General features: G+C 71.8%; 17 protein-coding genes and 1 pseudogene. 2 read left to right on the forward strand and 16 right to left on the reverse strand.

Going from position 1 to position 17,582, the window contains the following annotated elements:
• Nucleotides 1–13: 13 nt before the first annotated feature.
• The 5 genes and pseudogenes from FHX33_RS07940 to FHX33_RS22105 all read right to left on the reverse strand — a co-directional run.
• Entirely contained in the window at nucleotides 14–3,478 is a 3,465-nt protein-coding gene (locus tag FHX33_RS07940) for a TM0106 family RecB-like putative nuclease (protein ID WP_183428320.1), read from the reverse strand.
• 85 nt (nucleotides 3,479–3,563) lie between these two features.
• A complete protein-coding gene (locus FHX33_RS07945; protein WP_021765093.1) occupies nucleotides 3,564–4,127 on the reverse strand; it encodes an HhH-GPD-type base excision DNA repair protein in 564 nt (187 codons plus the stop codon).
• A gap of 56 nt (nucleotides 4,128–4,183) precedes the next feature.
• Nucleotides 4,184–4,399, reverse strand: coding sequence for an SCO4848 family membrane protein (locus tag FHX33_RS07950; protein ID WP_021765092.1), 216 nt, complete (start codon nucleotides 4,397–4,399; stop codon nucleotides 4,184–4,186).
• On the reverse strand, nucleotides 4,396–5,043 hold the full coding sequence (locus tag FHX33_RS21925; RefSeq protein ID WP_248616293.1) for a LysR substrate-binding domain-containing protein: 648 nt from the start codon (nucleotides 5,041–5,043) through the stop codon (nucleotides 4,396–4,398). Before FHX33_RS21925 ends, FHX33_RS07950 begins: the two co-directional genes overlap by 4 nt.
• Before the next feature lie 121 nt (nucleotides 5,044–5,164).
• Nucleotides 5,165–5,404 (reverse strand): annotated as a pseudogene (locus FHX33_RS22105) (LysR family transcriptional regulator); the annotation flags it as partial.
• Here FHX33_RS22105 and FHX33_RS07960 point away from each other — a divergent pair.
• Nucleotides 5,369–6,607 (forward strand): MFS transporter, encoded by a 1,239-nt coding sequence (locus tag FHX33_RS07960; protein WP_021759745.1) that lies wholly within the window; start codon nucleotides 5,369–5,371, stop codon nucleotides 6,605–6,607. The pseudogene FHX33_RS22105 and the gene FHX33_RS07960 sit on opposite strands and share 36 nt — an antisense overlap.
• 17 nt (nucleotides 6,608–6,624) lie before the next feature.
• Here FHX33_RS07960 and FHX33_RS07965 read toward each other — a convergent pair whose 3' ends face one another.
• From FHX33_RS07965 to FHX33_RS08000, 8 genes are all read right to left on the reverse strand, one after another.
• The gene (locus tag FHX33_RS07965; protein ID WP_155828979.1) at nucleotides 6,625–7,245 is read right to left on the reverse strand and encodes an NADPH-dependent F420 reductase; all 621 of its coding nucleotides are present in this window, start codon (nucleotides 7,243–7,245) and stop codon (nucleotides 6,625–6,627) included.
• 87 nt (nucleotides 7,246–7,332) lie between these two features.
• The gene (locus FHX33_RS07970; RefSeq protein ID WP_021759750.1) at nucleotides 7,333–8,172 is read right to left on the reverse strand and encodes an endo alpha-1,4 polygalactosaminidase; all 840 of its coding nucleotides are present in this window, start codon (nucleotides 8,170–8,172) and stop codon (nucleotides 7,333–7,335) included.
• Between the two features lie 143 nt (nucleotides 8,173–8,315).
• A complete protein-coding gene (locus tag FHX33_RS07975) occupies nucleotides 8,316–9,188 on the reverse strand; it encodes an SseB family protein (protein ID WP_021759752.1) in 873 nt (290 codons plus the stop codon).
• Nucleotides 9,172–9,918 (reverse strand): bifunctional 1-(5-phosphoribosyl)-5-((5-phosphoribosylamino)methylideneamino)imidazole-4-carboxamide isomerase/phosphoribosylanthranilate isomerase PriA, encoded by a 747-nt coding sequence (gene priA, locus FHX33_RS07980; RefSeq protein ID WP_021759754.1) that lies wholly within the window; start codon nucleotides 9,916–9,918, stop codon nucleotides 9,172–9,174. The genes FHX33_RS07975 and priA overlap by 17 nt, the downstream gene beginning before the upstream one ends.
• A 55-nt stretch (nucleotides 9,919–9,973) precedes the next feature.
• Nucleotides 9,974–10,615, reverse strand: a complete 642-nt coding sequence (gene hisH / locus FHX33_RS07985) for an imidazole glycerol phosphate synthase subunit HisH (protein ID WP_021759756.1) — start codon at nucleotides 10,613–10,615, stop codon at nucleotides 9,974–9,976.
• Nucleotides 10,612–11,214 carry an imidazoleglycerol-phosphate dehydratase HisB gene (gene hisB / locus FHX33_RS07990; protein ID WP_021759758.1) on the reverse strand — a complete coding sequence of 201 codons (603 nt, stop codon included), beginning with the start codon at nucleotides 11,212–11,214 and terminating at the stop codon, nucleotides 10,612–10,614. The genes hisH and hisB overlap by 4 nt, the downstream gene beginning before the upstream one ends.
• Entirely contained in the window at nucleotides 11,211–12,323 is a 1,113-nt protein-coding gene (locus FHX33_RS07995) for a histidinol-phosphate transaminase (RefSeq protein ID WP_021759760.1), read from the reverse strand. Before FHX33_RS07995 ends, hisB begins: the two co-directional genes overlap by 4 nt.
• Nucleotides 12,324–12,416: 93 nt before the next feature.
• Nucleotides 12,417–12,785, reverse strand: coding sequence for a LysM peptidoglycan-binding domain-containing protein (locus tag FHX33_RS08000; RefSeq protein WP_021759764.1), 369 nt, complete (start codon nucleotides 12,783–12,785; stop codon nucleotides 12,417–12,419).
• Nucleotides 12,786–13,023: 238 nt separating this feature from the next.
• On the opposite strand from FHX33_RS08000, the gene lexA reads away from it, so the two are divergent.
• Nucleotides 13,024–13,707 (forward strand): transcriptional repressor LexA, encoded by a 684-nt coding sequence (lexA, locus tag FHX33_RS08005; RefSeq protein WP_021759766.1) that lies wholly within the window; start codon nucleotides 13,024–13,026, stop codon nucleotides 13,705–13,707.
• A gap of 73 nt (nucleotides 13,708–13,780) precedes the next feature.
• On the opposite strand, the gene FHX33_RS08010 is transcribed toward lexA, so the two are convergent.
• The 3 genes from FHX33_RS08010 to FHX33_RS08020 all read right to left on the reverse strand — a co-directional run bounded on the left by FHX33_RS08010 (nucleotide 13,781) and on the right by FHX33_RS08020 (nucleotide 17,524).
• The gene (locus FHX33_RS08010; protein WP_021759768.1) at nucleotides 13,781–14,131 is read right to left on the reverse strand and encodes a metallopeptidase family protein; all 351 of its coding nucleotides are present in this window, start codon (nucleotides 14,129–14,131) and stop codon (nucleotides 13,781–13,783) included.
• Between the two features lie 85 nt (nucleotides 14,132–14,216).
• Nucleotides 14,217–16,565 (reverse strand): 5-methyltetrahydropteroyltriglutamate--homocysteine S-methyltransferase, encoded by a 2,349-nt coding sequence (gene metE, locus FHX33_RS08015; RefSeq protein WP_183428321.1) that lies wholly within the window; start codon nucleotides 16,563–16,565, stop codon nucleotides 14,217–14,219.
• Nucleotides 16,562–17,524, reverse strand: a complete 963-nt coding sequence (locus FHX33_RS08020) for a methylenetetrahydrofolate reductase (RefSeq protein WP_039921871.1) — start codon at nucleotides 17,522–17,524, stop codon at nucleotides 16,562–16,564. The genes metE and FHX33_RS08020 overlap by 4 nt, the downstream gene beginning before the upstream one ends.
• Between the last annotated feature and the right edge of the window lie 58 nt (nucleotides 17,525–17,582).

Below are 17,582 nucleotides of genomic sequence, written 5' to 3' on the forward strand. Positions count from 1 at the left end.
CACCGTAGCCGCCTCAGCCGCCCTCGACCAGACGGATGAAGGCGCTCAACTCCGTCACACCGGTCGGGGTGGTCGGCAGGAACTCGGCCAGCTCCGGCGAGTGGACGAGGTATGCGGCCCACTTGGCACGGGAGATCGCGACGTTCAGCCGGTTCTTCATCAGCAGGAACGACATGCCGCGCGGGGCGTCGGCGGCACTGGAGGCGGCGAGGCTCACGATCGCGACGGCCGCCTCCTGCCCCTGGAACTTGTCCACGGTCCCGACGCGCACGGCCGGGTGCCCTGCCGCGTCGAGGGCCGCGCGCACCTCGACCAGCTGCGCGTTGTACGGCGTGACGACGATCACGTCCTCCGGGCCGAGGGGTTGGTCCTCGACGCCCGAGGACGGATCGCTCCACGATCGTCCCAGTGCTGCGCGCACCAGCTCGACGACCACGGCGGCCTCCTCCGGAGACGCGGTGGCGTTGCCGACGTGTGCGACCGGGACGGGGTGCATTCCGGGTTCGATCCCCGCGAGCAGCCGCCCGGCGGCGTCCGGGTGGGCGTGCAGGCGGCCCTCGTACGAGAGCACCGAGACCGACTCCGCCAGTGCGGGGTGCATCCGCCGGCTCTCGGCGAGGAAGTAGCCGTATTCCGCCGGCAGGACGTCGTGGCCGTCGCTCACCCAGCCCAGCGCGGAGCCGTCGACGGGCTCGGGATGCCGCCCCTGGCTCACCTGCGGCAGCTGCTGCGGGTCGCCGAGCAGCAGCAGGTTGGCCGCCGCGACGCCGACGGCGATGGTGGACGCGAGCGAGAACTGCCCGGCCTCGTCGACGACGAGCAGGTCGAGGCTGTCGCGCGGGATGCGAGCCGGGTTCGCGAAGTCCCACGCGGTGCCGCCGAGCACGTAGCCGGCGGCCGCGTTGTCCTCCGCGAAGAGCAGATGCCCGTCGGACGGCAGCACCGTATACGCGCGCTCCTCATCCGGGTCCGCCGACGCACTGGCTGTCTTGCCGACCCGTGCCGGGTCGAGGCCGGCCGCGACCACGCGATCGAGCAGGTTCTCCACCACGGCGTGCGACTGCGCGACCACGCCGACGCGCCAGCCGTGCTCGGCGACCAGCCGCGCGATCACGTGCGCGCCGAGGTACGACTTGCCCGTCCCGGGCGGCCCCTGCACGGCGAGGTACGAACGGTCGAGGTCGAGGAGGCTCGCGACGACGGCCGCGATGCGCCCACTCCCGTCAGCCGGGCCCTCGTCGGCGAGCGCGCCCGAGACGGTGCGCGGCGGTGTGCGGCGCAGGAGGTCGACCGTGGCGTCGACCGGCCACGTTCCGGCCTGCAGGGCCGTGAGCAGCCCGGTGCCCCACTCGCGGATGGCCTCGCCCAGCCGGCGCGCGTCCGGCGGCGCGGCGGGGGTCAGAGCCGTCGGGGCGTCGCGGTACGGCAGCACGTCCCGCGGCAGCGTCTCGCGGACGACGACCGAGCCGTCCTCCGTCGCGCCGATCACGGCGACGGTCCGCGCGGTGCGCGAGCCGGGCTGGGCGCGCGGCTGACGAAACGGGCCGGGGAATTCGTACAACAGGAACGGGCCGCCGCGCTCGCTCACCCGGACGGCGCTGCCCGGCCCCCAGCGACCGCTCAGCAGGAGCTCGCGGCGCTCGACGCGCTGTCCGTCGTCCTGGTACCAGTCGCGCACGACGCGCACCGTGTCGACGGCGAGCACGTCGCGGGTCTCGGCCCACTCCTCGATCGGCTGGATGAGGCGGGCGTAGTGCGACTGCCAGAAGGTCTTCTGCTCGCGCCGGTGGAAGTCGATGGCCGCGGCGGCCAGCGCGACGGCCGCGCGGTCCGGGGTGCGGTGCGGGTCCAGTGGGTCGCCCGCATAGCCCAGCAGCGCCGCGCGCAGGGGCGACTCCTCCGGTGGCACGTCGAGCTCCTCGACCGGGGCGGTGCCCACCGGGATGCCGTTCTCGGCGGCCCGGTCGAGCAGCCAGTCCCGCAGGCGCAGCGTGCTGACGCAGTCGTACCGGTTGTAGTCGCCGAGCGCGTCGAGCAGCGGCTGCGCCTCGTCCTCGCGGCCCAGGGCCAGGAGGTCGCGGGCGTTGGCGTACTCGGTGATCGAATCGGCGCCGTTGGTGACCTCGCTCTCGCGCAGCTCGGTGCCCATGTAGAGCGGCTCGAGCTTCTTGATCGAGTACGAACGGGATCCGACCCGCACGGCCTTGCGCACCAGGGGGTACAGGTCGACCAGCACGCCGTCGCGCAGGAGGCCGTCGACCTCCTCTTCGCCGACCCCGTGCCGGGCGGCGAGCGCGAGCAGATGCGTCTGCTCGTAGGCGGCGTAGTGGTAGATGTGCATGCGCGGATACTGTGCACGCCGCTCTTTCACGAACGCCAGGAAGGCCTCCAGCGCGAGCCGCTCGGCGGCGAAGTCGTGGCCCCAGAAGGCGGTGAACTCGGCGTTCGCGTCGACCATGCCGAACAGGTAGTCGAGGCCCCAGCGCTCCCCCGCGCCCTCGGTGTAGAGCGGGTCGCCCTCGAAGTCGAAGAAGAGGTCACCGCCGTCGGGGTGCGGGAGGGCGGCGAGCACCGGGGCGTTGTAGACCCGCACGGGTGGGGCCTCCCCCGGCGTCGCACGCAACTGCAGCCGCGCCTGCTCGCGCAGCCCGTCGAGCGTCCCGTCCGGGATGCCGTCGACCGGCCCCGTGGACTCGGCCAGCGCGTCGATCGTGCCGAGCCCCGCGGCGACCAGGTGCGCGCGCTGCGTCACCCGCATCCCGGCGACGAGGAGCACGTCGCGTGCCGCCTGTACCTCGGCGTCGCAGGTGTCGCACCGCCCGCAGACCGTGAATCGGGGATCGCCCCACGCGACCGGCCCCCGGTCGGCGAGGTGCTCGTCGATGACGCGCAGCAGACGCGCCCGGCGCTTGCGGTACACGGGCTCGATGTCGGAGAGACGGTGCTCGCTCACCGAGCCGTCGCCGAGCAGAAGCTCGACCGTCTCGTCGGTGTCGACGCCGAGGCTCCGCAGCTGATCGGCGTATGCGGCGAGCTGGAGCAACGCCGTCACGCGCGCGCTCCGGGCGAGCTTGGAGTCCTGCACGCGGTACCGGCCGTCGGGACGGCGCACGACGAAGTCCGCGAACCCGACGAAGGCGCCGTCGAAGAAGGTCGCCTGGAAGACGACCTCCGCGCCGCTCTCGAACGCCGCCGAGGTCTCGGCGACGGCCGCGGCGAGCGCGTCGGCTGTCAACGATTCGGGGCGCTCGATCTCGGCGACCTGCGCCCCGAAGCGCTCGCGGTAGCGCTCCAGGATGTGGTGCTCGTGCTCGTCGCCCAGCCGCGACGACCGCACGTACATCGGGTCCTCGATCTCGGGCGCCTTCTCGATCCGGCCCAGCTTCACGTCGAGCGCACGCAGGAAGGCGAACTCGCACTTCGACGCCTCGGTCAGGTCGCTGGCGCTGGTGACGATCACTCCGTCGAGCACGAACACGCGCAGCCCCTTCCGTCGAGTCCCCTCAACCTATCGGGAACCCCCGACACCCCACGCGGGCGCGACGCTGCGCGGAAGGGCGCGTTCAGCCCTTGGCCGCCGCCTTCATCGCCCGCTTGTGCTCGCGCACACGGGTGAGCGAGTCGGCGTCCACGATGTCGGCGACCGAGCGGTAGCCCTCGGTGCCGTAGTCGCCCGCCGCCTCGCGCCATCCCGGCGCCTGCAGGTCCTTCTGCTTGCCGAGCAGGGCGAGGAAGATCTTCGCCTTCTGCTCGCCGAACCCGGGGAGTGCCTTCAGCCGGCGCAGGACCTCCGCGCCCGAGGGGTCGTCGCGCGTCCAGATCGCTGCGGTGTCGCCGCCCCACTCCGAGACGATCGCCGCGGCGAGCGCCTGCACCCGGCCCGCCATCGATCCGGGGAACCGGTGCACGGCCGGTGTCTGCTTCATCACCGCGGCGAGCGCGTCGGGATCGAGCGCCGCGATCTGCGCGGGCTCCAGCTCGCCGAGCCGGTCGCGCAGCTTCGCTGGGCCGGCGAACGCGGTCTCCATCGGGACCTGCTGGTCGAGCAGCATCCCGACCAGGAGGGCGAACGGGGAGCTGTCGAGGAGGGCGTCCGCGGCGGCGTCGCCCGTGATGTTCACTGCCATGCCCTCATCGTCCCACGGCGCAGACGACTCCGCACGGGCGTCGGCCTCGGCGCAGGTCAGGCGACGAGCAGCAGCACGCCCGCGACGGCGGAGAGCACGGCGAGCAGCAGCGCCACCCCGAGGAGCACCGCGTGCACCACGAGGAACGGCGTCGCCTTGCCCGCGGCGTCGCGCGCACGCGTGTCCGTGCGGACGCGGGTGAAGAAGCGCGGCCATGCGAACACGTTGAAGAGCGCGTTGAGGAACAGGACGAGGGCGGCGAAGACGGTCATCGTCCCTCCAGCGTACGGGACGGCGCGAACCGCTCGGACACGAGGTCGAGGAGGGCCGTGGCCGCCGCGCTCGGCCGCGGCCGGGCGACCATCCCGAGCCGCCACTCGATCCGTTCGCGCAGCGGGACGACCACCGCTCCCTCGGCCGGGATGACCGTCAACTCGGGCAGCGCGGAGACGCCCAGGCGCGCGGCGACGAAGCGCGGGATCTCCCCGAGATCGGAGAGCTCCGTCGGCACGTGCCGGACGATCCCCAGCGCGGCGAGCTCTCGGTCGAGGGTGACGCGGTTGCCGAAGCCGGCGCGCGCGTCCACCCACTGCTCGTCGGCCAGTTCGGTCAGCGAGACCTCCGCACGATCGGCGAGAGGATGCGACGCCGCCAGGAGAGCGACGAACGGCGAGACGGCGAGCTCCCGCTCGAGCAGCCCCGGCTGCCGGTCGGGCAGGCCGACGAAAGCGACGTCGATGCGCCCCTGCCGCACGTCCTCCGCGAGTCCGGTCGAACCGCTGGGCGACGGGCCGAGCCGCAGGTCGACGAGGGGATGCCGCCGGTGGAACTCCCCCCATGATCGACGGCAGGTCGATCGTGCTGAGGTTGGTGAAGATGCCGACCCGCACGGCTCCGCGCAGCTCGCCGTCGCCACGGGCCGCGTCGCGCATCCGGTCGACCGCGTCGACGGCGCCGCGCGCCTCCCGCAGCACCGCCTCCCCCGCCGCCGTCAACCGCACGCCGTGCGGGTCGCGGTCGAAGAGCGGAGCGCCCAGCTCGCGCTCGAGTGCCCGGATGCCGGCCGACACCGTCGACTGGGCGGCGAACAGGCGCTCGGCGGCGCGGGTGAAGTTCAGCTCCTCGGCGACGGCCACGAGGTACTCCAGCTGGCGGGTGTCCATCCAGCAATCGTATCCGTCGATGATCAGGATCGATGATATCCGTTGGACGCGATCGCGGAACGAGAGCATCCTCAGAGCATGACCACGATCCGCGAACCCGAGACCTCGTCTCATCCCGCCGTTCCGACCCGCCGCTGGCAGCTGCACCACGGCACGGGCTTCTGGGTCATCGCCGCGGCCTTCCTCGCGGTGATGGCCTTCTCCACCGTCCCGACCCCGCTCTACTCGCTCTATCAGGCGCGAGACGGCTTCCCCACCTGGGTGGTCACGGTCGTCTTCGCCGCCTACGCGGTCGGGGTGATCGCGAGCCTGTTCCTCATCGGTCACCTCAGCGACTGGGCCGGCCGGCGCCGGATGGTGCTGATCGCGGTGCTCATCGAGATCATCGCGGCGGCTCTGTTCCTGGTCTGGAACGACGTCTCCGGCTTGATCGTCGCCCGCGTCCTGTCCGGGATCGGTGTCGGCGCCTTGACGGCGAGCGCGACCGCCCACCTGAGCGAGCTGCGCGCGGTCGCCCGCCCAGCCGAAGGTCCGCGCCTGGCGGGGACGGTCTCCACCGTCGTCAACACCGGCGGTCTGGCCCTCGGGCCGCTGATCGGCGGCGCCTTCGCGCAGTTCCTGCCGGCGCCCCTGCTGCTCCCCTACGTCGTGTTCCTGGTGCTGCTCGCCGTCGCCGCGCTGGCCGTCGCCCTCGTTCCGGAGACCGTCGAGCGCGCGGAGGAGCGTCCCGCCTATCGGCCGCAGCGCGTGTCCCTCCCCCCGTCGGCCCGCGGAGCCTTCTCCGCCGCCGCGGTGGCCGCGTTCGCCGGCTTCGCCGTCTTCGGGCTGTTCACCTCGCTCGCGCCGAGCGTCGTCTCCGGCGTCCTGCACCAGTCGTCGCACCTGCTCGCCGGCGCCGTGCCGTTCTCGGTCTTCGCGGCGTCCGCGCTCTCGCAGATCGTCTTCGCCCGGCTCCGGATGCGCGCCCAGCTCGGTCTCGCCCTGGTCCTCATGCTCACCGGGCTCGTCGGCCTCGCGGTCGGCGTCCTGGTCGCCTCCCTGGCCGTCTTCCTGATCAGCGGCGTGCTGGCGGGAGCCGGCGTCGGCCTGCTGTTCCGCTCCGCGATCGGCGCCACGGCCGCCCTGGCAGCGCCCGAGCGCCGCGGGGAGGTGCTGGCCGCGATCTTCCTGGTCGCGTACGTCGGGCTCGCCCTCCCGGTCCTGCTCGTCGGAGTCGCCCTGATCGTGTGGCCGCTCGTGCCGGTGCTCGTGGTGTTCGTCGGCGTCGTCGGAGTGCTCGCCCTGTTCGGCGGCCTCCGGATGCTGCGGACGGCCTGACCTTTCGGGGTCGCGCGTCAGCCGCGGCGGTCCACGATCCGGACCGCCGTGGCGCGCGCGTATCCGCGCTCGACCAAGTCGATCTCGAAGCCGGCGAGCCGCTCCAGGTGCCGGGAGGACCGCAGCGGACCCACGTCGAACGGTTCGCAGGCGATCTCCGTGACGAGACCCGCCACGAGTTCCTTGGCCGGGTCGTCGTCGGAGGCGAGCAGCACCTGGACCCGCTCGTCCGCATCCTCGGCGAGCAGCTCGGCATAGACGGTGTTGAACGCCTTCACGACGCGCGCCCCGGGAGCCGCCTCCGCCATCCGCTCGGCGAGCGACGGACCCGCGCCGTAGCGGCTCTCGAAGTGCGGCGGGTCGATCGGGTTGCCGATGTCGATCAGGACCCGCCCCTCCAACTCGGCGGCGAGCGATCGGACGAGCTCGAGGGCCACGGCATCCTGCACCGCGACGATCACGGCGTCGGATGCGGCCGCCCCGCGGTGATCGGTCCCGTCGACGGCCCCGATGGTGCGCGCGAGCTCCCGGGCCCGCAGCGGATCGCGCGAGCCGACGACCACGTCATGCCCGGCCCTGGCCAGGCGCCGGCCGAGCGCCTCCGTCATCGCACCGGTGCCCAGTATCCCGACCCTCACGGCGTCTCCTCTTCTCGGTGACTGCGGCGGCGCGGGACGTCCGCGGCTGCGCGCGCAACCGCGGACGTCCCTGGGCGCAGCAGTCGCTCAGCAGTACTCGTAGCGGTACGCGCTGTCCCCCTTGGCGACCACGTCCCGGTCGCGCAGGATCACCGAGATGTTCTTGCCCTGCGCGGCGCAGGCCTGCGTGTACGCCGAGCGCGGATTGTCGGTGTACTCGATCTCGATGACGTTGTTGCCGTAGACCGACGTGTAGGCGTCGCACTCGGTGTTGAACTGGCACTCCTCCGCGATGGCGAAGTCGAACCCGACCGTGTTCTTGCCCGCCGAGCCCAGCTCCGTGGTGTTCTTCTGCGCGATCGCGAGCCCCTTCTGGTGCGCGTGGGCGGCCAGCAGTGTCGCGAGGGCGACGTTGTTCTGCTTGGCCAGGAGCTGCGTGCCGCCGCTCTTCGAGCGGGTCCAGGAGTCCAGGTTGTCCGGCTCGACGGCCTGGAAGCCCTTGCTCGCGCACGAGTCGATCCAGCCGTTCACGATGGCCGCGATCCGGGTGCGCTTGGCGGCGGTGGAGGTGTCGAGCAGGTACTCGTTCCACTCCGGGTCGCCGACCTTCACGCCCTTCGCGTTGCGGAGGATGAGGTCGCTGTTCGCCCCCGCCCACGTCGTCGTGTCGTCGGGCTGCGTCTGGAACGCGTTGACGTAGCAGACGTTGTATCTGCCGCTCACGGGCGACGCCGTGTGGTCGCGGTCGACGATGCCCACCGACGCTGCCGGCGTGTAGACGCCGCCGATCTGGTAGTCGAATTGCGCGTTCACCGGCGGCGGTGCCGGGGTCGCCGCCTGCGCGGCGGTCCCGCCCGCGACGATCGACAGGGCGATCGCTCCGGCGGAGAGGAGGGTGGTCAGGGCAGTGCGGGATGAGGCACGCATCGGTGCTCCGATCTGTGGATGCCCCGCCTCGAGCTTCATCTCTGGCGTCACGCCCGGCGTTCGATCAGTCGGCGACCGGTAGGGCTCTCCACGGCGGGTTCAGACTACGAGAGCGAACGCAGCCGATGCAAGACGGGTCTTCGTCAGTCCGCAGCGACGAGCTGCACCCGGAGGGAGTCCACCCGCGTCGCGATCACGTCATCCGCCGCCCAGCGCTGGGCCAGCCGGGCCAGGATGGCGTCGAGCTCCTCCCGGGTCAGTCCGCTGGCGAGCGCGAGCTGCACGACGAGCTCCTCGCCCGCGAACCGGTGCCCGGGGTCGCCCGCGGCGAGGCGCACGGCGTGCACTCCGAGTTCGGTGGCGATCGACGCGTCGAAAGCGGCGAACACCTCGGGGTCCCGGTCGCTCGGCAGCCAACGCTCCCCGCGCGCGACCGCCCAGACGGCCGGGCGACGCAGCACGAACTCGGTCTCGCTCGTCGGATCGAGCACGACGATCTCGGTCTCCTCGGAGGCCGCGGCGAGTGCGACCCGCCGCCCGTCCGCGGGGACCGGACGCGCGGCCGGGTTCCAGGTCTGCATCGCGGTCACGGACGAGAAGACGGGCAGCACGCTGCGCCCGTCGGGTCCGGAGACCGTCACGATCGACAGCTCCTGCGACTTGTCCACGGTCAGTCCGGCATCCGTCGTGCCCTCGTCGCCGAGCTCCGCGACGAGCGGGATCAGGAGCCGGGAGGCGCGGAGCGCGTCGACCACGGCCTCGGGTCCGACCTCGCCCGCACGGAAGGCCGCCAGCGCGCCGAGCAGGGCAGGAGGCGCCGTCCCGTCGTCGTCGCCGAAGGGGTTGTCGTCGAACTCGCGCCCCTGCCACGGCTGCCCGGCGGAGTCGCCGAGCGATGCCGCGAAGTGCTTCAGCCGGTCGGCGCCCTTCTCCGTCGGCTGTCCGGGCACGTGGCCCGCGCCGCCCGTGCCGCCCGTCGCGTCGCGGCCGTCGGCCGGGTCAGTATCCCGCGACATCCAGCGCCTCGGGCAGGGTGAACGCACCGGAGTAGAGCGCCTTCCCCACGATCGCGCCCTCGAGGCCCAGGGAGACGAGCTCCCGCAGGGCGGCGATGTCGTCCAGGTTGGCGATGCCACCCGAGGCGACGACGGGACGCTGGGTGCGGTCCATCACCTCGCGGAGCAGGTCGAGGTTCGGTCCGCGGAGGGTGCCGTCCTTGGTGACGTCGGTGACCACGTAGCGGGCGCAGCCGGCGTCCTCGAGGCGCTCGAGCACCTGCCACAGGTCGCCGCCGTCCTGGGTCCAGCCGCGGGCGGCGAGCGTGGTGCCGCGCACGTCGAGTCCGACGGCGATCGCCTCGCCGTACTGCCCGATCACGTGGGCCGCCCACTCCGGGTTCTCCAGCGCTGCGGTGCCGAGGTTCACCCGGGTGGCGCCGATCTCGAGCGCCTGCTCCAGCGACTCGTCGTCCCGGATGCCGCCGGACAGCTCGATGTTGACCCCGCGCACCTGACGGATGACCTTCTTGAGCAGCGAACGGTTCGAGCCGCGGCCGAAGGCGGCGTCGAGGTCGACGAGGTGGATCCAGTCCGCACCCGCGTCCGCCCACTCGGCAGCCGCGTCGACGGGGTCGCCGTAGCTCGTCTCGCTGCCGGCCTCGCCCTGCGTCAGCCGCACGGCCTTGCCGTCCGCGACGTCGACCGCCGGGAGCAGGACGAGCTTGGGCGTGTTGTTGAATTCGCTCACTGTGTTTCCTCGTTCGGGTCCGCGACGGCGGACGGGTGATGCGCGGAGGCGTCGGCTAGAGGGTGCCGATCCAGTTGCGCAGCAGCTGGATGCCGGCGCTGCCGGACTTCTCGGGGTGGAACTGGGTCGCACTCAGCGGCCCGTTCTCCACCGCGGCGATGAACGGCGAACCGTGCTCGGCCCAGGTCACGTGCGGCTTCGGGAAGGGGCCGGTCACCTCGAGGGTCCAGTCCTGCGCGGCGTAGGAGTGGACGAAGTAGAAGCGCTCGTCGTGGAGCCCGGCGAAGAGCCGCGAGGTCTCGGGAGCCTGGACCGTGTTCCAGCCCATGTGCGGCACCACGTCGGCCTGCAGCAGATCGACCGTGCCCGGCCATTCACCGAGCCCCTCGGTCTCGACGCCGTGCTCGACGCCGCGCTCGAAGAGCACCTGCATGCCCACGCAGATCCCCAGCACGGGGCGTCCACCCGCGAGCCGGCGGTCGATGACCTCGTCGCCGTGGGAGGAGCGCAGCGCGTCGATGACGGCGGCGAAGGCGCCCACGCCGGGCACCAGGAGGCCGTCGGCCTCCAGCGCCCGCTTGCGGTTGCCCGTCAGCTCGACGTTCGCGCCCGCGGCCTCGAGCGCCTTGACGGCGGAGTGCACGTTGCCCGAGCCGTAGTCGAGGACCACGACATCCGGGGTGCCGGAAACGCTCACAGCGCGCCCTTGGTCGACGGGATGCCCGACACCAGCGGGTCGAGCGCCTTCGCCTGGCGGAACGCGCGCGCGAACGCCTTGAACTCCGCCTCGGCGATGTGGTGCGGGTCGCGACCGCCGACCACCGTGATGTGCGCCGTCATCGCGGCGTTGAAGGCGATGGCCTCGAAGACGTGCCGCACCATGGAGCCGGTGAAGTGGCCGCCGATCAGGTGGAACTCGAACCCGGCCGGCTCCCCGGTGTGCACGAGGTAGGGACGGCCGGAGAGGTCCACGACCGCCTGCACGAGCGCCTCGTCCAGCGGCACGAGCGCGTCGCCGTACCGGGAGATGCCGCTCTTGTCGCCGAGCGCCTGACGGATCGCCTGGCCGAGCACGATGCCGACGTCCTCCACGGTGTGGTGCACGTCGATCTCGGTGTCGCCGTTGGCGCGCACGCGCAGATCGGTCAGGGAGTGCTTCGCGAACGCCGTGAGGAGGTGGTCGTAGAACGGCACGCTCGTGGCGATGTCGGCCACGCCCGTCCCGTCGAGGTCGAGGCTGAGCTCGATGCTCGACTCACTGGTCTCCCGCTGGAGGCTGGCGGTGCGATTCGTCATGACTGCGAGTTTACTGGGGCGACGGAGCCGGACGGGCGCCCGAGGGCGGCCAGCGCCTCCAGGAAGGCGGTGGTCTCCGGCTCGGTCCCCGCCGTGACGCGCAGGTGGTTCGGGATGCCGACATCGCGGATGAGGATGCCCCGCTCCAGTAGCGCCTCGAACACCGCGTGAGGGTCGTCCACGCCGCCGAAGAGCACGAAGTTGCTCCCGCTGCGGTGGGGCGCGTAGCCGAGCCCGGCGAGCTCCGTGACGAGGCGGTCGCGCTGCAGGCGGATCTCCCCCACCATCGCGAGCATCTCGTCCGAGTGGGCGAGGGCGCCGAGTGCGGCCGCCTGGGTGAGTGCGGAGAGGTGGTACGGGAGGCGCACCAGGCGCAGCGCGTCGACGACGGCCGGGTCGGCCGCGAGATACCCGACGCGGGCCCCCGCGAAGGCGAACGCCTTGCTCATCGTGCGCGAGACGAGGAGACGCGGCCGCCCCTCGAGCAGGGTGAGAGCCGACGGCTCGCCGTCGGGCATGAACTCGGCGTAGGCCTCGTCCACGACGACGATCCCGCGGGCCGCGTCGTACGCCGCCTCGATCGTGTCGAGGGAGAGCGGGGTGCCGGTGGGGTTGTTCGGCGAGCAGAGGATGACGATGTCGGGGTCGGCACGGCGGATCTCCGCCGCAGCGGTCTCCGGTGTCAGCTCATAGTCGGCGTCGCGAGCGCCGGCGATCCAGCTCGTCCCGGTGCCCGAGGCGAGCAGCGGGTACATCGAGTAGGTGGGGGCGAAGCCGAGCAGGCTGCGGCCGGGGCCGCCGAAGGCCTGCAGGATGTGCTGCAGCACCTCGTTGGACCCGTTGGCCGCCCAGATCCAGCTCGCGTCGAGGCCGTGCCCGAGGTAGCGCGCGAAGGCCTCGCGCAGCTCGGTGAACTCGCGGTCCGGGTAGCGGTTGACCCCGGTGATGGCGACCGCGACGCGGGCGACGATGTCGGCCGCGACATCCTCCGGGACCGGATGCGTGTTCTCGTTCACGTTGAGAGCGACGGGAACGGACTTCTGCGGGGCGCCGTACGGCGTCCGTCCACGCAGATCATCACGGATCGGAAGGTCGGAGAGGGAGGTCACCCATCCATGCTAGCCATGCCCGGGAGCGCGTCCTCCCATATGACGAACGGCTGCGGGATGGTCAGCGCCGTGAGCGTCAGCGCCGCGCGAGGGTCAGTGCGCGTACTGGGTCGGGATGGCAAGCTGCTGGCCCGGCGAGACCACGCCCGAGGCGTCGAGACCGTTGAGCTGCACGAGCGCGGCGATCACGTCGCGCGGGTCGGCGCTCGGCGCGACGCGCTCGGCGACCGACCACAGGGAGTCGCCCGACTCGACAGTCACGTGCTGGAAGCTCACGTGCGTCTGCTCGCTGGTGGCGACCGCTCCCCCGCCGTTGAGGGCGAAGGTGAGGGCGCCGATGACGAGAGGAAGAGCCACGAGTGCCGTCAGGACGGCGCGACCGCGCCGCGTGAGACGGAGTCGCGTGCGTGCGCCCGCGGGGAAAGCGGGAATCGTGCTGCTCACCATCGCCGTCGTGCTCATGGCTCTGACCTCCTCATGCTCCGCGGATGCGAAGCTTTGTTCCGAATGTATCTTCGAATGTTCGAAATCGCAAGACTCGATACGCGAGGAATCCGTCCACGGATTTCGAGACACACTCGAACACATGTTTGTTTCCGGCCGTATCGTGGATACAGTTTCGATTGTCTGGAGTTCACCTTTCCAGGCACCACCGACATTCGAGACGAGCGGATGCGGTCGAGGTCACGAAGGGACGAGCGTGTCGAACGAGAACCAGGCTCCACGAGGGGGCACGCGCCGCCGCAAGAACCTCAGCGAGAAGCAGCTCGCGATCCTCGACGTGATCCAGAAGTCCGTCAGCCAGCGGGGCTATCCGCCGAGCATGCGCGAGATCGGCGACGCGGTCGGGCTGTCCTCCCTCTCGTCGGTGACCCACCAGCTCAACCAGCTGGAGCTGAGCGGCTACCTCCGCCGCGACCCGAACCGGCCGCGCGCGCTCGAGATCCTCATCGACCTGCCCTCCACCTCGTCGGAGTCCGTCGACTACGAGAACCAGACGCCGGTCGGCGACGCGGCCATGGTCCCGCTCGTCGGGCGCATCGCCGCGGGCGTTCCGATCACCGCCGAGCAGCAGGTCGAGGAGGTCTTCCCCCTTCCCCGTCAGCTCGTCGGCAACGGCGACCTCTTCATGCTGAAGGTCGTGGGCGAGTCGATGATCGACGCGGCCATCACCGACGGCGACTGGGTCGTCGTCCGCCAGCAGAACACGGCGGAGAACGGCGACATTGTCGCGGCCATGCTCGACGAGGAGGCCACCGTCAAGGTGTTCCGTCAGCGCGACGGCCACACCTGGCTGCTGCCGCGCAACTCGAACTTCGAGCCGATCGTGGGCGACTTCGCGCAGATCCTCGGCAAGGTCGTCGCGGTCCTCCGCGCCGTCTGACCCGCACATTCGTGCCGAATGTCGCGAAAGCGCGCCTCATAAGCCACATTCGTGACGAATGTGCGGCGGGAGCTCACGCCCAGCCGAGCTCCTGCAGCTTCGCGTCGTCGAGCCCGTAATAGTGGCCGATCTCGTGCACCAGCGTCACGCGCACCCGCGCGCGCAGCTCGTCCAGGCTGGAGCAGCTGGCCTCGAGGTTGTTGCGGAACAGCGTGATGCGGTCCGGCAGCTCGCCGAAGCCGTAGACGCCGCGCGTCGTGATCGGCCGCCCGCTGTACAACCCGAACAGTCGCGGCCGGTCCCCCGACGGCTGGTCCTGGATGAGGAACGCCACGTTGTCGAGCTTCCCGACCATCTCGTCCGGGAGGGCGTCGAACACCGCGCCCACCAGTTCCTCGAACTCGGCGTCCGTCATCTGCACCATGCGCCCATCCTGACGCACGCAGACGGGGTCGCGTCCTGCCGTCCGCCCACGGCGGAACCGGCAGTCCGCGACCCCGGAGTCGCTGCTACGCGTCGATCGAGACGCGCTCGCGCACCGCGCGGGTGGCCTCGAGGATGTTGCGCAGCGACGCGACGGTCTCGTCGTAGCCGCGCGTCTTCAGACCGCAGTCCGGGTTGACCCAGAGCTGGCGGCCCGGGATCGCGCTCAACGCGGTCTCGAGCAGCTCGGTGACCTCGGCGACCGACGGCACGCGAGGCGAGTGGATGTCGTAGACGCCCGGGCCGATGCCGTGCTCGAAGCCGGACGTCTGGATGTCGTGGACGACCTCCATGCGGCTGCGGGCCGCCTCGATGCTGGTCACGTCGGCGTCGAGGTTGCGGATGGCGTCGATCACCACGCCGAACTCCGAGTAGCAGAGGTGGGTGTGGATCTGGGTCTCGTCGCGCACGCCCGCCGTCGCCAGACGGAAGGAGCCCACCGACCAGTCGAGGTACTCCTCCTGCGCCGACCGCTTCAGCGGGAGCAGCTCGCGCAGCGCCGGCTCGTCGACCTGCACGACGCGGATGCCCGCCGACTCCAGGTCTTCGATCTCGTCGCGCAGCGCGAGGGCGACCTGGCGGGCGGTCTCGCCGAGCGGCTGGTCGTCGCGGACGAACGACCACGCGAGGATCGTCACCGGGCCTGTCAGCATGCCCTTGACCGGCTTCTCGGTGAGGCTCTGCGTGTACGTCGACCAGTCCACCGTGATCGGCTTCGGCCGCGAGACGTCGCCCCAGAGGATCGAGGGACGCGTGCAGCGGGAGCCGTACGACTGCACCCAGCCGTTCTGCGTGACCGCGAAGCCGTCGAGGTTCTCGGCGAAGTACTGGACCATGTCGTTGCGCTCGGGCTCGCCGTGCACGATGACGTCGATCCCGATCTCCTCCTGGAGGTCGACGACGCGCTTGATCTCCGCCTGCATGCGGGCGAGGTACTCCGCTTCCGTGATCAGCCCCTTCACGAGCTGCGCGCGGGAGCGACGAATGTCGCCGGTCTGGGGGAACGAGCCGATGGTCGTCGTCGGGAGGAACGGCAGGCCGAGCGCCGCGTCCTGGGCCGCGAGGCGGTCCTCGTACGCGCCGCGGCGGAAGTCGGCCTCGGTGAGCGCCGCCTCCCGAGCACGTACCGCGTCGACGCGCACGCCGGGAGCGGAGGCCCGGTCGGCCAGGGATGCGGTGGCGGCCGTCAGGTCGTCCTGGATCGACTCGTGTCCGTCGACCAGCCCGCGGGCCAGGATCGCGATCTGCGCGACCTTCTGGTCGGCGAAGGCGAGCCAGCTCTTCAGGCGCGCGTCGAGCTCCGGCTCGTCCTCGACGTCGTGCGGCACGTGCAGCAGCGAGGTGGAGGTGGAGACCGCGACGTCCGGGCTCAGCGAAAGGAGCTCGGTCAGCGAGCCGAAGGCCGCCTCGAGGTCGCCCCGCCAGATGTTGTGGCCGTCGACGACGCCGCCCACGAGGGTCTTTGTGGCGAGGGAGCCCGCCGTCTGCGCGTCCAGGCCGGTCGGCAGGGAGCCGCGAACGAGGTCGAGGGAGATCGCCTCCACCCGCGAGGCGGCGAGCACCGGGAGGGCGTCGCCCAGGCTGCCGTACGGGGCGGCCACGAAGAGCGCGGGCCGCTCCGCGACGGCGCCGAGGTCGGCGTACGCCGTGCGCAGCGCCTCCAGCACCTCCGCGCGCGGCTCCTCGATGCTCTCGCTGACGAGCGCCGGCTCGTCCAGCTGCACCCACGGCGCCCCTGCGGCGCCGAGGCGGGCGAGCAGTTCGCGATACACCGGCAGCAGGTCCGCCAACCGCGAAAGCGGGCGGAAGCCCTCGGGAGCCTCGTCCGACGCCTTGCTCAGGAGCAGGAAGGTCACCGGCCCGACGATCACCGGGCGGGTGACGAAGCCGGCGTCGCGCGCCTCCTCGAACTCCCGCACCAGGCTGTCGGATGCCAGGCGGAAGTCGGTCTCCGGCCCGATCTCGGGCACGAGGTAGTGGTAGTTGGAGTCGAACCACTTCGTCATCTCGAGCGGGGCGTTGTCGCCCTCGCCGCGCGCGATCGTGAAGTAGCCGGCGAGGTCGACGCTGCCGTCCGCTCCGACGAGCCCGGCGAACCGGGTCGGCACGGCTCCGACGGCGACCGCGGCGTCGAGCACCTGGTCGTAGTAGCTGAAGCTCTCCGGGATGGCGGCATCGTCACGCCCGAGGCCCAGCGCGGCGAGGCGCTCGCGCGTCGCGGCGCGCAGGCCGGCGGCGGTCGACTCCAGCTCGTCAGCCGTGGTGGCGCCCGCCCAGAAGGACTCGACGGCCTTCTTGAGCTCGCGGCGGCGCCCGATGCGCGGATAGCCGAGGATCGTTCCGGCCGGGAAGGCGGCGCGGGAGGTGGAGGTCATGCTGGTTCCCTTTCGGTTGCGGAGGAGATGGAGTCGGGGGCGGGCAGCACGCCGATCCGGTCGAGGACCGACAGCACCGCCTCGCTCTGGTTGAAGGTGTAGAGGTGGAGGCCCGGAGCGCCACCGTCGAGCAGGCGCCGGCCGAGACCCGCGGCCCACTCGATGCCGATCTCGCGACGCCCCTCGTCGGTCGGCTCGACCTCGAGCTGGATCGCCAGATCGCTCGGCAGGTCCTCGCCGCTGAGTTCCAGCATCCGGCTCAGCCGGGCGGGTGACGTCACCGGCATGATGCCGGGCAGGATCGGGAAGGCGACGCCGGCATCCTTCGCCTTCTGGGCGAACGACAGGTAGTCCTCGGCGTGGAAGAAGAGCTGCGTGATGCCGAGGTTCGCACCGGCGGCCTGCTTCGCGAGCAGGGCGTCGATGTCCTGCGAGATCGAGTGGGACGCCGGGTGCCCGTTGGGGAAGGCCGCGACCGCGATCTGCACGTGCTCGCGCCGGGTGAGCACCGCCTGCGCCGGCAGCCCGGGCACGGTCAGCTCGCCGTAGGGGACGCGTTCGGCCTGCACCCGGTGGATGAGCTGCACGAGCTCGGCCGAGCTGCGGATGTCGCCGATGCCGTCCTCGCCCGGGGCCGCGCCCTCGGGCGGGTCTCCCCGCACCGCGAGGAAACGGCGCACACCGGCATCCAGGAACTCGCGGATGAGGCGGTTGGCCTCCTCGTGCGACGACCCGACGCACGTCAGGTGCGCCATCGGGCTGACGTCGGTGCGCTCCAGGATGTGGCGCAGCACGTCGAGGGACGATGTGCGGGACGAGCCGTTCGCCCCGTAGGTCACGGAGATGAAGTCCGGGCGCGCGGCGGCGAGCCGGTCGATGGTGGCGGGCAGCGCGGCGGCGGCCCGCTCGTTGCGCGGCGGGTAGAGCTCGAAGGAGTACCGCGCGGTGGTACAGCTCATGAGGTCCTCGGGGTGATCGATCAGCGGCACGGACACCCCGCCTCGGGCCTCACGGCGA

It is taken from the genome of Leifsonia aquatica (assembly GCF_014190775.1).
Lineage (GTDB): Bacteria > Actinomycetota > Actinomycetes > Actinomycetales > Microbacteriaceae > Leifsonia > Leifsonia aquatica.